This window comes from Neisseria sp. Dent CA1/247, from assembly GCF_022870825.1.
GTDB lineage: Bacteria > Pseudomonadota > Gammaproteobacteria > Burkholderiales > Neisseriaceae > Neisseria > Neisseria zoodegmatis.
This window is the reverse complement of record NZ_CP091522.1, coordinates 1,747,141-1,765,642: the sequence shown is the minus strand read 5'-3', so window position 1 is coordinate 1,765,642 and position 18,502 is coordinate 1,747,141. Positions and strand designations below refer to the sequence as shown.

Genomic DNA, 18,502 nt, shown 5'->3' with positions numbered 1-18,502 from the left:
CCCCCCATCAGACGGCCTTTCCCCCAAGGCCGTCTGAAAAAACACCCATATTGCGCTATAATCCTTTAACTCCTTATTTTTCAGACGGCCTCGGCTTTCATTTATCCAACCCTTTAACCCCCGGACAACCATGGCATCTTTCGGCAACACCATAGGCATTCTCATTCCCCAGCCTTCGGCGCCGGCCATGGTATCCCAAGGCTCCGCCAATCCGCCCGAACCGCTGACCAATGCTGCCGGCCCCGTTGATGTGATTGAGATGGTGGCCGATGTTGCTTCTACCGCTTTATCAATTGCTTCCCCCGATTCCGCCGTATCCGCAGCCGTTGATGTGGCTTCTACGGTGATTTCCTTAGCTTCGATGATTCCCGGTGTGCCGGGGCCGAAGCCGCCTACTAAAAAGACCGTTAGCGGGTTTGGCGGCGGTAGCAGTATGGGGTTTGACGGCGGGTTGGTTACAGGTTCGGGAACCTGCATTTCTTGTAAGGTAGCCGCAGCAGTCGGCCCTCCGGTTAATGCCGTTCTCGGTATCAAGATTTTGTTTGACGAAACCGAGGCGGATTTTGCATTTGACGGGCCGCTGCCATTTGTATGGCAACGCAGCTACTATTCCGACCAACTCGGTAACGGCTGGTTGGGGCAGGGCTGGTCACTGCCTTTCTCGATGCGTTTGGAACGCCGCGCAAACGGCTTTCTTTATATTGACGAACAAGGCCGGGAAATTCCGCTGCCGGATATTGATGACGGGCAAGACGAACCGCAATATGCCGACGGTGATGAAGACGGTTCGGATGTAGAAGATGCCGATCCGCTACCCGAATCCGCGGAAGAAGATCCTTATGGTTTAAAATCGGCTTATTTCGATCCTTACGAGCAAATCTATTTTTCGCAAATTTCAGACGGCCTCTACCAAATCGCCTCACCTGACGGCGGTGCCCGTTTATGGTTTGCCGAAGTCGACGAAGGCGACGGCATTTACCAACTGATTGCCCAAATCGACCGCAACCATCACCACATCCGCCTTTGCTACGGCGACAACGGACTGCCGCACAGCGTTTACGACAGCAGCGGCAGGCAGTTCCAACTACACTTCTCCTCCATCCGCCTAAACGACAGCGACGAAGTATTCGATGCCGCTGCCGAACACGGCGTATTTGTCGGCCAAGACGACCACCTTTACGTCAACCGCCTAACCTCGGTTACCCTCAACAGCCGCGAACTGGTGCGCTACGGCTACGACGGCTACGGCGATTTGACCGCCGTTTACGGCCGCGACGGCAAACGTCTGCGCGGTTTCGCCTACCGCAACCACATCATGATCGAGCACAACCAGCCCGACGGATTGGTATCGCGTTACGAATACGACCGCTACGATACCGACGGCAAGGTATTGAAGAGTAGCAACAACAGCGGACGGGAATGGCATTTTGATTACCGCCAAGGCTATACCCGCGTTACCGACGTACTCGGCCGCGTCGAAATCTACGGTTTCGATGAAAACAACGAAATGGTGTACCACATCGATGCCGACGGCCACCGCACCGATAGCGAACGAGACGACTGGGGGCGGATTACTCTTCAACGCGACGAACTCGGCCGCGAAACCCGTTTCGGTTACGACACCTTCGGCAACGTTATCAGCATCACCGCCCCCGACGGCAGCCGCACCCAAATCGATTACCACGACACTTTAAACCTGCCGGTTGCCGTCAACGACCCCGCCGGCAGAATCACCGAATACGCCTACGACCAGCGCGGCAACCTGATTCAAGTTACCGATCCAGCAGGCCACAGCACCGGGTACACCTACAACGAACAATGGCTGCCCGCCGCCATTACCGACGCACTGGGCAAAACCAAACAGCTCGAATACGATTCAGACGGCCAATTGATCCGCTATATCGATTGCTCCGGCCAAGCCACCCGTTTCAGCTACACCGAATACGGCGACCTCGAAACCGTTACCGATGCCCTCGGCCATACCACCCGCCATCATTACGACGCGGCCGGCAACCACATCCGCACCGACTACCCCGACGGCAGCAGCGAAAGTTTCGAATACGACCGCATCAACCGTTTGATTGCCCATATCGACGGCCTCGGCGCCAAAACCGAATACGAACTGGCGGTGGACGGCTTACCGGTCAAACGCACCAACGCGCTGGGCCATACCTTCGGCTACCGCTACGACCAAGCCCGCAGACTAACCACCCTCACTAACGAAAACGGCGACAGCTACCGCCTCGATTACGACAACACCGACAACCTGATTCAAGAAACCGGCTGGGACGGCAAAATCACCGGTTACGCCTACGATGCCGCCGGCCAACTGAGCGAACAAACCGAATACGGCCTTTCAGACGGCCTCAATGCCGACCGCCCCGAAATTTGGCATATCCACCGCTTCAAACGCAATATCCTCGGCCAGCTTGTAGAAAAAACCAGCCGCCGCATCGACGGCACCCCCGTTCCCGCCGAAGAGGGCAAACACTACAGCCGCACCCGCTTCGACTACGACCCGCTGACCGGCAATCTGGTCAAAGCCCGCAACCGCCACAGCAGCGTCGAACTCGTTTACGACGTACTCGACCGGCTCGTCAGCGAAACCACCGTCCACAACGGCCAAAGCGCAACGGTAGGCTATCAATACGACCCGCTCGGCAACCGCACCCGAACCGTTCTCCCCGACGGCCGCAGCATCAACTACCTCTACTACGGCAGCGGCCACCTGCACCAAATCAACCTCGACGGCGAAATCATCAGCGACATCGAACGCGACCGGCTGCATCAGGAAATCCAAAGAACCCAAGGAGCCTTAACCAGCCGCTACGACTACGACCCGATGGGCCGTCTGAAACACCAAACCGCCAACCGCACTTTGCAGCACAACGGCAAACTCAATACCTTAGTAGGCGGCGCAGTGCGCCGAAGCTACCGCTACGACCAAGCCGGCAACCTGATCCAAACCGCCGACCAACGCAGCGGCGTATTGGATTACGTGTACGACAAACTCGGGCGGATTGAAAGCGCCGTCAACAAACAGAGCGGCAGCAGCGAAAAGTTCGCCTTCGACCCCGCGCACAATATCCTGTCGGATAAGGTTTCAGACGGCCTCAAAGACAAAGGCCTGTCTGAACACCTTTCAGACAGGCATCACCCCGGCCGTCTGAAAGGCCGCAACATCGGCACAGGCAACCGCCTCGAAGCATACAACGGCATCGAATACACCTACGATGCCTTGGGCAATATGATTTACCGCCAGTTGCCCGACGGCGAAAGCCAGTTGTTCCAATACGATACCGAAAACCAACTTGTACTGGCCGAAATCAAAAAGAACACCGGCGAAAGCCAAACATGGGAATATGCCTACGACCCGTTCGGCAGACGCTTGAGCAAAGAACGAACCGATAAAGGCGCCTTAACCGCTACCGCACCGAAACGGACACATTTCGTTTGGGACGGGACGAGACTGCTTCAAGAGTATAGCTATAAGGGCAGCTATAGCTACATTTACACCGACCAAGATTCTTACGAACCCTTAGCCCAAGTCTTTGATAACCACAAAGACCAACAACAATATCTTTTTTATTTCCACAACAATCAGATTGGCACGCCTCATGAGATGACCGACATCCACGGCAATTTACTGTGGTACGGCAGTTACTCGGCTTGGGGTTCGTTATCTTCGGAAAACAAAATCTATCCGAATATTCATCAGCCGTTCAGGTTGCAAAACCAGTATTTTGATGCTGAAACGGGGCTGCATTATAACTTCTTCCGTTACTACGAAGCAGAGACAGGACGCTTTACCAATCAAGACCCAATAGGTTTGGTTGGTGGGGAGAACCTGTATTTTTTTGCGCCTAATGCTCAGAATTGGACTGATGCTTTGGGTTTGTGGGGATTTGTTCCTTATGTTTTAGGGGGACTTGCTGTAATAGGAAGAGCAGCAGTAAGTATGTTGTCAAAAGCTGCTAGAGCAAGTAAGAAAGCGGCTCAAAAGTGTGTTGGGAAATGTCAAAAGCCCAAAATACAATTTGGTAATAATCCTAATCAAGTCCACCATACATTTAGACATACTGATAAATTGGGGTTAGACAGAGGAATTGTACAAAAAGAGGTAACTAAACATTTATCAAAAGTTTCCAGTCAAGTAGCAGAAGGAAAACCATTTAATGCAATCATAAAAGTTCAAGGAAAAAATATCCAATACACTGCATTCAAACTCAAAGATGGAACCTATAACATCGGGAGGATACATGGTGTACCATAAAAGATTATTGAATGAAAGTGAAAAAAAATTACTTAATATTTTACGAGAAAATATTTTTTCAGAATATAAAAGTATGAAACTTTCCTTCCCAGACTATGTATTATCATTAGATGATGGGAAAATGGGGAGTATAAAATTTTTTTATGACCACGAACCGGAAAGTTGCAATATTATACCAATATCTGAATATCAATTTAACGATATAGACAACGTTCCTGTTTTAACAACATTATATGCTTATGAAAATGGTGATTTATATGAGCTGGATATTTGGAAGTCTGACTTTAGCCAGTTATTATCTTACCCAATATAGGCAGATTGAGTTGGAAACTTAATCTGAACAACGATGTCGCCTGAAAAAACCTAACTAAAACCTTTTCAGACGGCCTTTCCCGTTCTTTAGCAACTTAATTTTCTAACTGCTGTTTACGGTTGGGACGGCAAAATTACCGGCGACACCTACGATGCTGCCGGCCACCTGCACCAAATCAACCTCGACGGCGAAGTCATCAGCGACATCGAACGCGATAAACTGCATCAGGAAATCCAAAGAACCCAAGGCGCCTTAACCAGCCGCTACGACTACGACCCGATGGGCCGTCTGAAACACCAAACCGCCACCGCCAACCGCACCTTGCAGCACAACGGCAAACTCAATACCCCGGTCGGCGGCGCAGTGCGCCGAAGCTACCGCTACGACAAAGCCGGCAACCTGATTCAGACCGCCGACCAACGCAGCGGCGTATTGGATTACGTGTACGACAAACTCGGGCGGATTGAAAGCGCCGTCAACAAACAGAGCGGCAGCAGCGAAAAGTTCGCCTTCGACCCGGCACACAATATCCTGTCGGATAAGGTTTCAGACGGCCTCAAAGACACCAAAGGCCTGTCTGAACACCTTTCAGACAGGCATCACATCAGCCGGACAAAAGGCCGCAACATCGGCACAGGCAACCGCCTCGAGGAATACAACGGCACCGAATACACCTACGATGCCTTGGGCAATATGATTTACCGCCAACTGCCGAATGGTGAAAGCCAGTTGTTCCAATACGATACCGAAAACCAACTTATCCGCGCAGAGATTAAAAAGCCCAAAGGCAATACCGAGATATGGGAATACGCTTACGACCCGTTCGGGCGCAGACTGAGCAAAGAGCGCAAAGACAAATTGGCGTGGATAAGCACCGCGCCGAAACGGACACATTTCGTTTGGGACGGGACAAGACTGCTTCAGGAATACACCTACAAAGGCAGCTATACCTACGTTTACACCGACCAAGATTCTTACGAACCGCTGGCGCAAATCTTCGACAACGCCAAAGACGGCAAACAATACCTAAGCTACTTCCACAACGACCAAATCGGCATCCCGCGCGAGATGACCGACATCCACGGCAATCTGCTGTGGTACGGCAGCTACTCGGCTTGGGGTTCTCTTGCGTTTGAAAAGCGCATTTATGAAAACATTCATCAGCCGTTCAGGTTGCAGAACCAGTATTGCGATGAAGAGACGGGGTTGCATTACAACCTGATGCGCTATTACGAGCCTGATACAGGTAGGTTTATCAACCAAGACCCGATTGGGTTGTTGGGTGGCGCGAACCTGTACTTTTTTGCGCCTAATGTAAACGCGTGGGTTGATCCGCTGGGGTTGTGGAGATTAGAGCTTTATGTTGTCAATTCCATTCCAAAACTGAGCCACAGTTGTGGTCTAAAATTGAGCCACCCTATGAGCGGTGTTTCATCCGGTAAGAATCATTGCCCGTCTCAAAAATATCACAGCAATAAGTCAGGCGGTCCAGTAAAGCACCCGTCATCTTTTCATCCATAAACAGTTTCACCCATTCGCTAAAGGCCAAATTGGTTGTCATGACAACACTCGTCCTTTCATGCAGTTGGCTCATCAGATGAAACAGCAGCGCACCGCCTTTCTGACTAAACGGCAGATACCCCAACTCATCAAGAATCAACAAATCGTACCGACATTGCTGCTCGGTCAGTTTCAGACGGCCTTCGTCTTTGTCTGCTTCCAATTTGTTGACCAAGTCCAGTACATTCCAAAAACGTACCCTAAATCCTTGTGTCGCCGCTTCGATACCCAATGCTGTGGCAATATGCGTTTTGCCCGTACCCGGTCCGCCTACCAACACCACATTACGCTTCTGTCTGATATAGTCCCCGCCCAAAAGCAGTTCCAATGCCGGACGGTGTATCAAACTCTGCTCAAAATCGAAGTCGGCCAAACTGCGGTGTTGCGGAAACCTTGCCTGGCTAATCCGGTTTTGGGTACTCCTTGCGGTTTTGGCTATATGTTCGGCAGTCAACAACCGCTCCAGAATATCCAGCGTACCCCGTTTGCGACGGATGCCGTCCACTACGATTTCATCCCACTGCTCCGCCATCGCACCGAGTTTCAATTCTTTCAACAGTCCGGCCAGACGTTCATGCTGCATGATGCTTCTCCTTCATCGTATCCGTTTGTTTGCCCGACAGACTCAGTAAGCGGTCATAACGGCTGCAATCAACTGACGGCGGGACGGTAAGCGGGATGTCCCTAATATGGAAACGGGGTGGAGGCGGTTCTTTCAGACGGTTGATGATGTTCAAGACTGCCTCCGTAGTCGGCATACCTTCGTCCAATGCCAATTCCGCTGCCGTCAATGCCAAGTCGGCATCGTATTCGGCCATCAGGTTCAGCAGTTTGACCATTACCCGGTCTCCTTTGGGCTGCTTAAGCAAACAGGCTTTCAGACGCTCTATGACGGGCGGCAGTACCCAGCCGATAAAAGCCCTGCCGTCTCTTAACGCGCCGGGTTTCTTTTGCAGATAGGGCAAAAAATGCCAAGGGTTATAGCTGATGCCGTCTTTCACAAAGCTGCGCGGATGTTCGGCAATACAGTCGGTATCGCTACAAAAGCGGACGGTCTGTGCGCCGATATAAACCCTAACCGTATTGCCCGCCCATTCGACCGGTACGCTGTAACGGTGGCGTTCGACGGTAACCAAAGATTGGTTGCTGACTTTGAGTATCTCCAAACGTTCTGCCGGATAGGGACGGAAAGCAGCCAACGAATGCTTCTCCCTTTCCCATATGTCGTTAACCGGCTGCCTGTATTCGGGATGTTTGTGCTGCCGCATCAGCCGCAGGCATTGCTGTTGCAGGTAGTCGTTGAGAGAGGTAAAGGAATCAAAAGCCAAAGTCGGCTTGAACAATCTTTCGCGCAGGTGGCGTATCTGCCGCTCGACCTGGCCTTTCTCCCAGCCGGAGGCCGGGGTACAGGCAACCGGTTCAATGAGAAAGTGGGTCATCATCTGTAAAAACTGTGCGTTAAACTCTCTCTCCTTACCTTTGCCGATTCGGGTAACGGCGGTCTTCATATTGTCGTAGATACCGCGGGCAGGTACGCCGCCGAAGAAAGCGAATGCGCGGTTGTGCGCATCCATCAACATATCAGCTTTCTGATTGGGATAAGCACAAACGAAAAAAGCCCTGCTGTGGCATAAGCGGAAATGAGCGATATTTACCTTAACGGTCTGTCCGGCCAAACAAACGGTTTCGATACTCCAGTCAAACTGATAAGCATCACCCGGAGCAAAAGCCTGAGCCATAAAGACCGGAACCGGCTTGGGTTGGTGCTGTTGGCGGAATTTGCGGATAAATACGGCAACGGCACTGTACTGTCCGGCATAACCGGCATCTTTGAGGCGTTCGAAATGTCGACGGGCAGAAAGGTGTTGCTGTTTGGGCAGCCGGGCTTCTTGGAGCAACTGTTGGGTCAACACGTCAAGAAAAGGACCGAGCTTGGGGTAATGGGTTTGTTCTCTGCGGTAGACGGGGGGTTCGACTGTGGCGTGCTGCAGATATTTGGCGACTGTATTGCGGGAGAGTTTGAGTTGTTTGGCGATTTCACGTTGTGAGAGTTTCTGTCGGTGAAAAAGCCGGTGCACTTTTGCGATGGTTTCCATGCATAACATCCAGGTTGGGCTCCGCTGTGTGATAGAGCGGAGCAGTTTATAACAAACGGAGAGTGGCTCACTTTTGGAGCACAACTCCCCGTTTCCCTGGCTCAGTTTTGCACGATATTTAACATAAAGGAGCATCATCCTGAAGATTATTGACTAATCGAATTAATACGGCTTCGGTTTCACACTTCTCAGCGATACTCTCCCAAGTGTCCCCAGCCTGAACTTCATAAAAAGCTTGTCTATACTCAGCCGGTTCATTATTGTTATTTTCAGTCTCTCTCAAGTCTACTTCATATATCGTTGGTGCTTTCACGGGTTGGGTTACTACATTTTCTTGCCATAAAAATGTTTGGGATGCAAAAGCAGATTCTTGAGTTTGACCCTTCCCCCAAAAGCGTAACCATATTTTTTTATTTTTTATTAAATCAGAACGAAAAACTCCACGACCTTGACTGTCAGCTATACCATCCTGCAAAACTTGGAAATAATGCATAATTTGGAAATGGCATCCAGCCATAGGATTATTCTCTGCATCTAGAAACTCAATACGGTAATTAGCCATTTAATTTCCTTAATCTTCTTTCCCAGCTAATAAAGTGGCATATCCTGCAAATATTTTTACAGTTTCAGCCTTATCGGAATAAATTCTTTGCGTGCGGCCCATTTTGTCTAACACCCCTTGTTGTACTTGTCTGTCTTTATTACCGATAACAACATAGTTTATAGACTCTCCCAAAGATGCTCCGAAGATGTCGTATAAATCTAATCGGTTACTAAACGTCTGCAATGGAGGTATATTGTGTAAAGGGAACGACACACTACTCGGCCCCATCACCTGAAACCCCGCACACTTCACCCACACCATCTTCGGACAGCCCAACTCGATATTGCCGTCTTTAATCTTGATGTACGCCCCGCCGCTGGTGAGCAGGATTTCGTCTTTTGCCGCCACGGTCACTTTGCCCGCGCTGCTGGTGATGGTGGCGTCTTTGAGGGCATTAATCTGCATCTCGTCGTTCTGCGCCTGTATCTCCACCTTGCCCTGATTGGCCTGCAGTTTCGCGCCGCTGCTTTGGGCAAACAGGTTGACGCTCTCTACCGCATGGGCGGTGAAGTTTTGGCCGGCGCTGATGTCGGTGTCGCCGCCGCTAATGTGGTGGATGTGTTGGCCGGCGGTGTGCAGTTGGCTTTGCGGGGTGGCGGTAGCGATGCCGTCGGGGGCGGATTGGATGATGCCCGCGCGTTGCAGCTGTATGAGGCTGTCTTTCAGACGGCCTGCCTGTTCTTCGGCCTCGGTGGCTTCGTTTTTGGCGGTATGGGCGGCTTTGTTGAGGCTTTTGGCTAAGGAGATTGCCTGCTCGAGTTGGGCAATGGCGGCATCCATATCCAACACCTGACCCGCAGCCTGATTCTGGGCATCGGCACTGATGAATAAACCCTTACCCGCCCGTAATGCGCCCCAACTGTCGGTACGCAGCTCGAAGCCTTCGCCGTTGTCGCCGCGCTTCTGTCTTTGGCTGTCGACGATATGGCCGAGGTTGAGTTGGGTTTTACCGTATTCGGTCGCCAGTTTGATATGTTCCTGACCCTGTTTGTCTTCCATCCGCAGTTTGTTATTCGCCCAAGTACGGATGACGTTACGGGTGTTCCAGTCGGCAGGGACGTGGTCGGGGTGGGAGCTGTCGTGCATCACGCCGCTGATGTAGGGTCTGTCGGGATTACCCTGTACGAACGACAGCATCACTTCGGTGCCTTCGTGCAGCGGGAAGTGTTGGCCGTAGTCGGGGCCGGCATAGGGTTTGGCCAGACGGATGGGACGGCTTTCTCCGCCCGGGCTCCATTCGTCGAGGTCAAACGGCAGTTTGACGCGGTAACGGCCCATATTGTCGATATAGGCATAGGTGTAGTTGCCGGGGCTGGTGATTCTGGCGGGAAGGCTGCCCTGAATCTTGGGCAACGGGGTGATGCGTTCGGGGCGGAAGATGCTGTCGGCGGGAATGGCGGTAAAAGTATGGCTGTACGCTTGGTCGCGGCTGCCGCTGTGGGTAAGCGACACTACCAACCAGCCGTTGGGTGCTTCGCTGAAGCTTGGGGCCGTCTGAAACACTTGGCCGGGGCTAAGCGCGGTGATGTTGCCGCTGCCGGAAGCAACAATACGGCGGCTGTGGTCGAGCTGTTGCAGTAAGGCCGTCTGAAGTTGGGCTTCTTCGGGTGTCTTGTGATGCAAACCCCAATGGCTGTCACTGCCGAGTAAGACGCTGCCGTCGGTCTCCGTACCCTTGGCCGTTACTGTGGACGATAAGTCGGTATCGGCATCGCGGTAGTTGTAGTCGCCGACGCGGATGGATTCGAGAATGGGATTGTGTTTTACCTGTAAGGCGAACACCGCTTCCTTGCCGACGCTCTCCAATCTGCCGTGGGGGCGGTAGGGATACGGCAGACGGTTGTCACGAAAATAATGGGCGGCATCGTCGCCGAATACCGCCACCTCGCCATATTGGGCGTTCTGCTCGAAGGCGTACCAGATGCCTTCTTCTTCACACAGCCGGTTGATAAAGGCGAAGTCGCTTTCCTGATACTGGGTCACATACTCGCGCACACCGTATTCGCGGGAAGTGTTAAAGCGGAAATCGACGCCGGAGAAGCCGTGGTGTTTCAGCAGCGATGAAATAATGTCGGGAACGTTTTGGTTTTGAAACAGCCGTGAAGTGCGGTGGTGCTTCAATGCGGCAATGCGCGGTTCCAATACCATGCGGTAACGGGTTTCGTCGGCCGATACCGACAGCTTCTCGCAGGAAGTGATGATGCCGCTCCATTCCTTCAACGCTTGGGGCGCGATCATTCCTTCGATCAGTCCCAACGCATCAGAGCTTACCGGCGTCACCGTAAACTTGGCCGCTTGGTTGATGTACGACGACAGCGGCAAATCGGCATCGGCGCAGGTCAGTTCGATGTCGAGACGGTAGGCTGTATTCAATGCTTCGGTGGCGGTGAAGGAGACGACGGAGAGGGACGGGCTGAAGCGGGAGAAGGTGAGGTGGTAGGATTGGGTTTGGGTCATCGCGGGCGTTCCAAAGCGGTGTGTCAGAGTATCGGGATTCAAGATATATTCTTTGGCAATATAGCAGAATGGACATCTTTGCCCAATATGGGTATGACAAAAGGCCGCCTGAAATTTCAGACGGCCTTGGGGTGCTAAGATTTATCTATAATATCAACCAGATTATAGAAACAACAGGCTTTGAGTATGACAAGCCAGATTCATCGGCAAACTACCAAGTGGAGTCTTGAATAGCATCAATTATGTTTCATTCATGAACATTTTGCCTATTCGCAAAAGGCAAATAGTTGGTCATGACGACGCTTATCTTTTCATGAGATTGGTAAAGTGTTGATGCGCTATGAATGCAGCTTTCTCTGGCAAAGCTCTAACAACCAGACTAAGGTAAGAACGGTATTTGATTTACCAAAGTGATCATACTGAAGTAATCGACGTATTGGTGGCTAAATACTATCATAAGATATGAAAAAAAGCCGGTGATTGATCACCGGCTTTTTTTGTGAGGTACACAATATGGTACATACAACAGATATAACCCGAAATTTTTTTATATTAATTATCAGGTTATGATAATCGTTGGCGGAGTAGGAGGGATTCGAACCCTCGATCCAGGTTTTAGCCCAGATGCACCCTTAGCAGGGGTGTGCCTTCAGCCTCTCAGCCACTACTCCGTTTCAAAGAAGTCAGAAATATAAAGGTTTCCGAAGATACTGTCAATAGCTTAATGCGGTATGATTTTTAACTGCTTGAAGTATCATTGAATAAAACCCACTGCCTTTCGGTAGTGGGTTTGTTTTTATCATTTACAGATTACATGCGTTCGATCATGGCTTTGCCGAAGGCTGAGCAAGACACTTCGTTTGCTCCGTCCATCAGGCGGGCAAAGTCGTAAGTAACTTGTTTGTCGCCGATGGCTTTTTCCATAGATTCGATTACTAAATCAGCGGCTTCTTTCCAGCCTAAATGGCGAAGCATCATTTCGGCAGACAAGATCAGAGAACCGGGGTTCACTTTGTCTTGGCCGGCGTATTTAGGTGCGGTGCCGTGAGTGGCTTCAAATACGGCGTATTTGTCGGAAATGTTTGCACCGGGAGCGATACCGATACCGCCTACTTGGGCGGCCAGTGCGTCGGAAATGTAGTCGCCGTTCAGGTTTAGGGTGGCGATTACATCGTATTCTGCAGGGCGCAGAACGATTTGCTGGAGGAAAGCGTCGGCAATAGCATCTTTCACGATGATTTCTTTACCGGTTTTCGGGTTTTTAAATTTGCACCACGGGCCGCCGTCGATTAATTGTGCGCCGAATTCTTTTTGTGCCAATTCGTAGCCCCAATCACGGAAACCGCCTTCGGTAAATTTCATGATATTGCCTTTGTGAACCAGCGTTACGCTGTCGCGGTCGTTGTCGATGGCGTATTGAATGGCCGCACGCACCAAGCGAGTGGTGCCTTCTTTGGAAACGGGTTTGATGCCGATGCCCGATGTTTCGGGGAAGCGGATTTTTTTCACGCCCATTTCGTTTTGCAGGAAGTTGATGATTTTTTTAGCGTTGTCGCTTTCGGCTTCCCATTCGATACCGGCGTAAATGTCTTCGGTGTTTTCACGGAAAATCACCATGTCGGTTTTGCTGGGGTCTTTGAGCGGAGAGGGTACGCCGTTGAAATAACGCACGGGGCGCACGCATTGGTATAAGTCTAATTCTTGGCGCAGGGCTACGTTTAATGAGCGGATGCCGCCGCCTACGGGCGTGGTCATCGGGCCTTTGATGGATACGGAATATTCTTTCAGGGCTTCCAGAGTTTCTTCGGGCAGCCAAACGTTGTCGCCGTATACGCGGGTTGCTTTTTCGCCTGCGTAAACTTCCATCCAATGGATTTTTTTCTCGCCACCATAAGCTTTTTCAACGGCAGCATCAATCACGTCTTTCATAACGGGGGTGATGTCTACGCCGATGCCGTCGCCTTCGATAAAGGGGATAATCGGGTTGTTGGGAATCGCTTGGCCGGGAATGATTTTTTGGCCTTCTGCGGGTACTTTAATGTGACTCATGGTGTCTCCTGTTCTGTGGGGTCTTTTTTTCTTTGCGGTTGGAAATATTGTGATTGATTTACGTTTTCTAAACACTTCTTCCGTGCGCATAATGCCTGCCGATTATGCTTGATTTTTGATGATTGCGCTAGGGGAAAAGAGAGTGTGAAGGTTCGGAATAGGGGTTGAGGCCCTCTGAAAAATTATAAAGACGGTTTAGGTAGTCTTAGATTGAGAAAAGTGTACAAATAAAATAACCCGCTGAATGAATCAGCGGGTTTTGAATTTTGGCGGAGGCGGTGAGATTCGAACTCACGGAGGGCTATCAACCCTCGACGGTTTTCAAGACCGTTGCATTAAACCGCTCTGCCACACCTCCGGTTTTATTGTGTTTCAAGATTGGCGGAAGCGGTGAGATTCGAACTCACGGAGGGCTATCAACCCTCGACGGTTTTCAAGACCGTTGCATTAAACCGCTCTGCCACGCTTCCGTTTCTTGAAAACGGGCATATTAGCGGAAATCTGCCGCATTGCCAAGTGTTTTGCTGATATTGCGGATTAGTTTTTTGTTTTTATTTGGATTGTTCTTTTCGCAGAAAAACCCATTCGTTTTCATTGGAAGCGGCGGCATTGAACGCATAGCCTTCGTAATCGAAGTTTTTGAGCTGTTCCGGCTCGGTAACGGCGTGTTCGGCGGCGTAGCGTACCATCAGGCCGCGGGCGCGTTTGGCGTAGAAGCTGATGATTTTGTATTGGCCGTTTTTTTCGTCTTTAAACACGGGGGTGATGATGCGTGCGTTGAGTTTTTGGGTGTCGACCGCTTTGAAATATTCTTGTGAGGCGAGATTAATCAAGGTGTTGTCGCCTGTTTCGGTAAGGGTGCGGTTGAGGGTGTCGGCGATTCGGCTGCCCCAGTATTCATAAAGGTTTTTGCCGCGCGAGTTGGCAAACGGGGTGCCCATTTCCAAACGGTAGGGCTGCATGAGGTCGAGCGGGCGCAAGACGCCGTATAAGCCGGAGAGCAGGCGTACGTGGTTTTGCAGGTAGCTGATGGCGGTTTCGTTTAGCGACACGGCATCCAAACCTTCGTATACGTCGCCGTTAAACATGTAAACGGCTTGTTTGGCGTTTTCGGGAGTGAACGGGGTATGCCATGCGCTGTTGCGTTCGGCGTTGAGCAGGGCGATTTTGTCGGAAACGTGCATCAGTTCTGCCAGTTGTTGTGGTGAGAGTGGACGCAGTTCGGCCATTAGTTTTTCGGCTTCGGTCAATAATTCGGGCTGGGTGTATTGGGAAGTGGGGGAGGGGTCTTTTTCGTTTAGGTTTTTGGCGGGGGAAAGTACGAACAGCATGGGGAGCTTGCCTTTGAAAATGGGAAATATGGCGTACTTTAGTGTTTGGCTGCGGGTTTGGCAAGACGGGGTGGATTGGGATATTTTATGGCGGTTTATGTGGTTTTTATATTGAGGCCGTCTGAAAAATGTTGTGCCGGCAACAGAGCTTTATATGTGTTGCTGTGCTGTTGCCGGCTGATAAGTGCGGTTAATGGGAGAAGCTGAATTGCTGCCCTTGGCTGTGGTTGCAGCGTGAGAGACGCAGTGTGTTGGATTTGGCGGCGTCCAAACATAAGCCATTGAGGCTGCTGCGGATGGTTTGGCCGTCGCGGTACCAGTTTTGGTTGGGTTGGCCTGTGCATTGTGCGGCGGCTACGGTGTGTGTTTTGTTGGTTTTGCCTGATGCGGCTTGGAGGCATAGGCCGTTAACTCGGATGTCGTTGCCGGCGACGGCAAAGCGTTGGGTATCGTGTTTGCTGCAAGAGGCGGCGGAAAGTGTGTGTTTGGTGGTGTTGTGCTGGAGACATTTTCCGTTGGCTGTTTTGATGCGGTAATCGTAGGCTTGGAGTTTGGCTTTGTTTTTGGCGGCGGGTGTGGCTGCGCAGCCGCTGATGATGAGGGTGGAAAGGAGGATAAGGCCGGATAGTTTCATGAGTTTTCCTTTTCTTGGTGTTATGGGTAATGGGAACGCAGGCTGCTTGAGGCCGGTTGGTTTTGAATGTTTATTATTTATGTCGTTGTGCCTCAAGTATGCGGTATGGAGGCCGTCTGAAAAATGTTGCTAACGGCGGTAGATGGGCTGTACGGGTTGTGCTTCTTGATAGATTACGGTCGAGCCGGGTGGGGCGTGGATGTGGATGTTTTTATGGACAACGGTTTGGCTTTGAGCGGGTAAATCTATCACGGCAGCTTTTCCGTAGGGTGTTTCTGTGTACACGCAGGCGTTGAGCATTAATATGTTTAGCATAATTAATGCTTTTTGCATGGTTTTTTCCTTTCAGACGGCATTAATTTTCGGTAAGCGGCGATGGCATTAACGATAGTTGCTTTTACTTATGTTTTAGTTCCCAACATTGGTGGATTTTTTTGTTGCGGAAGTCTTCGGGTACGGAATGTTTGGAAATGTTTTTGACGGCATATTTTTGTTCAATGCTTTTGTCTAGCTCAAAGCTGCGCAGGTTGTTGGAAAAATACATGATGCCGTCTGAAGAAAGCAGCTTCATGGCGTCGTCGATTAGTCTGACGTGGTCGCGCTGGATGTCGAGTATCTCAAGCATTTTTTTGCTGTTGGAAAAGCTGGGCGGATCCATCATGATCAGATCAAAATGCTTGCCTTCTTTGGAGGCCGTCTGAAGATATTGGAAAACGTCGGCACGCACGATTTGGTGCTTTTCGGTATCGATGTGGTTCAGCTCGAAGTTTCGCCGTGCCCAATCTAGGTATGTGTTTGACAAATCAACAGTTTTGCTGGTGCTTGCGCCGCCTGTGGCTGCATAAACGGTGAAGCTGCCGGTGTAGGAAAAGAGGTTGAGAAAGCGTTTTCCGTGTGCGCTTTCACCGACTTTTTTGCGGGTGTTGCGGTGGTCGAGAAAGAGGCCGGTATCGAGGTATTTGTCGAGATTGACCCAAAACTTCCTTCCGTTTTCATGCACAATAAAATCTTCGCCTTGCTTGCCGGTTTTTTCGTATTGCTGCGTTCCTTTTTGGCGTTCGCGGCGTTTGAAGTGGATGTGTTCCGCGCTAAATCCGGTGGTAAAGGAAATCGCTTCCAATACTTCCGCCAGCCATGCTTCATATTCTTCGGGCTGCATCAGCCAGCCTGTATCGTATTCCTGTAAGTGGATTTGGTCGCCGTAAATATCTATGGCAAAAGGAAATTGCGGAATGTCGCGGTCGTACATGCGCCATGCTTCGATGTTGTTGCGTCTGGCCCATTTCAAATGGTGTTTGATGTTTTTGCCTAAGCGGTTGGCGAATGAAGTGATGTCGGTCATGGAGGATACTTTCAGACGGCCTCGTGAGGTTTATGGAAAGGCGGCTCTTTGATGAGCGTTGTAAAATGTTATTCTACCGTAAAGCAGATTGTCGGCTGCGTTGAATTGCAACTTAATCTATAAGAAGGTTGGGTAAGAGTGCGGCGCCAAGTTTGCAAGAGGATTTTTAATTGTATTTGAAATCAAGGTGGTGACAATCATGGAACGCACTTTTTGTATGAATATGTTAAAATGCTTGTCAAAATGTAAAGATGAATCTGCGGGATTTGTCTTTTTAAATTATGTTTAAAATAATCAATTGCTTAATCTAGATGAAATACACATTACTTTTTCTTTCTATCAGCGGTTTGTTTTCCCAAGCTTTTGCCAATCCCGAGCCTGCCGATAAATCTGTTCCGCCCGAACCGGAATTGGAATTGAACATACATGCCGCCGAGCCTTCTCCCACCCAGCAAGTCGGCAAGGTAAAAACAGATGCCGAGCCTGCACAGGAAAAGGTGCTGGAAGTGGATGAAAAAACGCTGCTTGACAATCCTGAGCTTTTATCCCGCGCCATGTATTCTGCCGTGATGACGCAGAATGTTGACGGCATCAAAGTGTTGCTGCCGATTTACCGGCAATGGCCCAAGCACGATAAGGAGATGGCGGTGTTTGCACAGGCTTTGGTGTATCAGCACAACGGCCAAGCTGCCGAAGCCATTAAGCTTTACCGTATTTTGATTTCGGCGCAGCCTGATTCGCAGATTATCCGTTTACAGCTGGCGCAAGCTTTGTTTGACAACCAACAGAATGAAGCGGCGGCAGATCAGTTCGACCGCTTAAAGACCGAACAACTGCCTGAACCTGTGTTGCAGCGCGTGGAAGCATACAGACAAGCCTTGCGCCAGCGCGATTCTTGGCAGGTTTACGGCGGATTTAACATTACCCGCGAGCAAAATATCAACCAAGCGCCTAAGAATCAGCGGTTGGGCAGACAACTATCTGGGACTGAGTGTGAAGAGCGTCGTAAAACCAATCCTGCCAGCGATTGCTTCGACGGTTGGACGTTTGATAAGCCGATTAATGCGACGGGTTTCAATTACCAGCTGGGCGCAGAGAAAAAATGGTCGCTGAAAAAAGGTTTGTATGCCAAAGCCGGTGCGGACGTATCCGGTAAAGCTTACCGCTCTTATTCGCGCTACAACGATGCAACGGCGCGCGTTTCGGCAGGCTTGGGCTATGCCGATCAGCGCAACGATGTGGGCATCACGCCTTTCCATGAGCGCAGGGTTTACGGCGAGCATGCGTACAGCTATTCAAGCGGCGCACGCATCCATTGGAACCGTTGGCTAAACCATAGTTTGCAGAGCTTAACTGCGGTTGAAGCGTCGCGCCTGAAGAATCAGCAGCGCAGACGTTCCGACGTGAACAGCCTTTTGGCGAGCGGCTCTTTGGTGTTTTACCGCAATGCGCGCCAATATTGGCTGGGCGGTGCCGACTTGTATCAGGAGCGTAACAAAGAAGACCGTTCCGACGACTTCAACCGTTATGGCGTGCGTGCCCTTTGGGGGCAGGAGTGGGGCGGCGGTTTTTCTACCCGCGTGCAGGTAGGTGTGGCCAAGCGTTTTTATAAAACGCCCAGCTTCTTTAGTAACGGCGAAGAGCGCCGCGATAAAGAGTTGAACGCTTCTGTTTCCGTGTGGCACCGCGCGTTGCATTATGGCGGCGTGACACCGCGCATCACGTTTAGCCATCAGCGCACTTCCAGCAATGATACTTATTACACCAACAGTAGAAACCGTATGTTTATCGAGTTGAGTAAAACGTTCTAAGCATACTTTCTATTTGTTGTGTTGCATGATGA

14 protein-coding genes and 3 tRNA genes are annotated in these 18,502 nt (G+C 50.6%); 4 read left to right on the top strand and 13 right to left on the bottom strand.

The genetic code is table 11. The features are described 5' to 3' along the window. The first annotated feature begins 130 nt into the window (after positions 1–130). Together LVJ85_RS08720 and LVJ85_RS08715 are read left to right on the top strand one after the other, a co-directional pair. A complete protein-coding gene (locus LVJ85_RS08720) occupies positions 131–4,273 on the top strand; it encodes a DUF6531 domain-containing protein (protein WP_244738926.1) in 4,143 nt (1,380 codons plus the stop codon). Further along, positions 4,260–4,586, top strand: coding sequence for a hypothetical protein (locus LVJ85_RS08715; protein ID WP_244738924.1), 327 nt, complete (start codon positions 4,260–4,262; stop codon positions 4,584–4,586). Before LVJ85_RS08720 ends, LVJ85_RS08715 begins: the two co-directional genes overlap by 14 nt. Before the next feature lie 102 nt (positions 4,587–4,688). Here LVJ85_RS08715 and LVJ85_RS08710 read toward each other — a convergent pair whose 3' ends face one another. Then, entirely contained in the window at positions 4,689–4,832 is a 144-nt protein-coding gene (locus LVJ85_RS08710; RefSeq protein WP_244738922.1) for a hypothetical protein, read from the bottom strand. Positions 4,833–4,865: 33 nt separating this feature from the next. Here LVJ85_RS08710 and LVJ85_RS08705 point away from each other — a divergent pair, with 33 nt between their 5' ends. Next, positions 4,866–6,107: an RHS repeat domain-containing protein gene (locus tag LVJ85_RS08705; protein WP_244738921.1), complete on the top strand. Its 1,242-nt coding sequence runs from the start codon at positions 4,866–4,868 to the stop codon at positions 6,105–6,107. Here the strand turns inward: LVJ85_RS08705 and istB are convergent. The 12 genes from istB to LVJ85_RS08645 all read right to left on the bottom strand — a co-directional run bounded on the left by istB (position 6,004) and on the right by LVJ85_RS08645 (position 16,659). Beyond that, positions 6,004–6,732, bottom strand: coding sequence for an IS21-like element helper ATPase IstB (istB, locus tag LVJ85_RS08700; RefSeq protein ID WP_306424952.1), 729 nt, complete (start codon positions 6,730–6,732; stop codon positions 6,004–6,006). The genes LVJ85_RS08705 and istB overlap by 104 nt on opposite strands. Then, a complete protein-coding gene (gene istA, locus LVJ85_RS08695; RefSeq protein ID WP_244738919.1) occupies positions 6,719–8,251 on the bottom strand; it encodes an IS21 family transposase in 1,533 nt (510 codons plus the stop codon). The genes istB and istA overlap by 14 nt, the downstream gene beginning before the upstream one ends. Before the next feature lie 109 nt (positions 8,252–8,360). Next, entirely contained in the window at positions 8,361–8,804 is a 444-nt protein-coding gene (locus tag LVJ85_RS08690) for a LysM domain-containing protein (protein ID WP_244738917.1), read from the bottom strand. A 9-nt stretch (positions 8,805–8,813) separates the two neighbouring features. Then, positions 8,814–11,345: a type VI secretion system Vgr family protein gene (locus tag LVJ85_RS08685; protein WP_244738916.1), complete on the bottom strand. Its 2,532-nt coding sequence runs from the start codon at positions 11,343–11,345 to the stop codon at positions 8,814–8,816. Between the two features lie 535 nt (positions 11,346–11,880). Then, positions 11,881–11,974: transfer RNA gene (locus LVJ85_RS08680), tRNA-Ser, on the bottom strand. Between the two features lie 139 nt (positions 11,975–12,113). Next, positions 12,114–13,352: an NADP-dependent isocitrate dehydrogenase gene (gene icd, locus LVJ85_RS08675; RefSeq protein WP_244738912.1), complete on the bottom strand. Its 1,239-nt coding sequence runs from the start codon at positions 13,350–13,352 to the stop codon at positions 12,114–12,116. A 267-nt stretch (positions 13,353–13,619) separates the two neighbouring features. After that, positions 13,620–13,710: transfer RNA gene (locus LVJ85_RS08670), tRNA-Ser, on the bottom strand. A 21-nt stretch (positions 13,711–13,731) separates the two neighbouring features. Next, a tRNA-Ser gene (locus LVJ85_RS08665) sits at positions 13,732–13,822 on the bottom strand. 81 nt (positions 13,823–13,903) lie between these two features. Then, complete coding sequence (yaaA, locus tag LVJ85_RS08660; RefSeq protein ID WP_244738908.1) at positions 13,904–14,683, bottom strand: peroxide stress protein YaaA; 780 nt, start codon at positions 14,681–14,683, stop codon at positions 13,904–13,906. Positions 14,684–14,873: 190 nt separating this feature from the next. After that, the gene (locus tag LVJ85_RS08655; protein ID WP_244738906.1) at positions 14,874–15,317 is read right to left on the bottom strand and encodes a ricin-type beta-trefoil lectin domain protein; all 444 of its coding nucleotides are present in this window, start codon (positions 15,315–15,317) and stop codon (positions 14,874–14,876) included. 129 nt (positions 15,318–15,446) lie between these two features. After that, positions 15,447–15,650, bottom strand: a complete 204-nt coding sequence (locus LVJ85_RS08650) for a methionine-binding protein (protein WP_244738904.1) — start codon at positions 15,648–15,650, stop codon at positions 15,447–15,449. Between the two features lie 64 nt (positions 15,651–15,714). Continuing rightward, the gene (locus LVJ85_RS08645; protein ID WP_244738898.1) at positions 15,715–16,659 is read right to left on the bottom strand and encodes a class I SAM-dependent methyltransferase; all 945 of its coding nucleotides are present in this window, start codon (positions 16,657–16,659) and stop codon (positions 15,715–15,717) included. A 311-nt stretch (positions 16,660–16,970) separates the two neighbouring features. Here LVJ85_RS08645 and LVJ85_RS08640 point away from each other — a divergent pair, with 311 nt between their 5' ends. Continuing rightward, positions 16,971–18,470, top strand: a complete 1,500-nt coding sequence (locus LVJ85_RS08640) for a surface lipoprotein assembly modifier (protein ID WP_244738895.1) — start codon at positions 16,971–16,973, stop codon at positions 18,468–18,470. Positions 18,471–18,502: the final 32 nt, after the last annotated feature.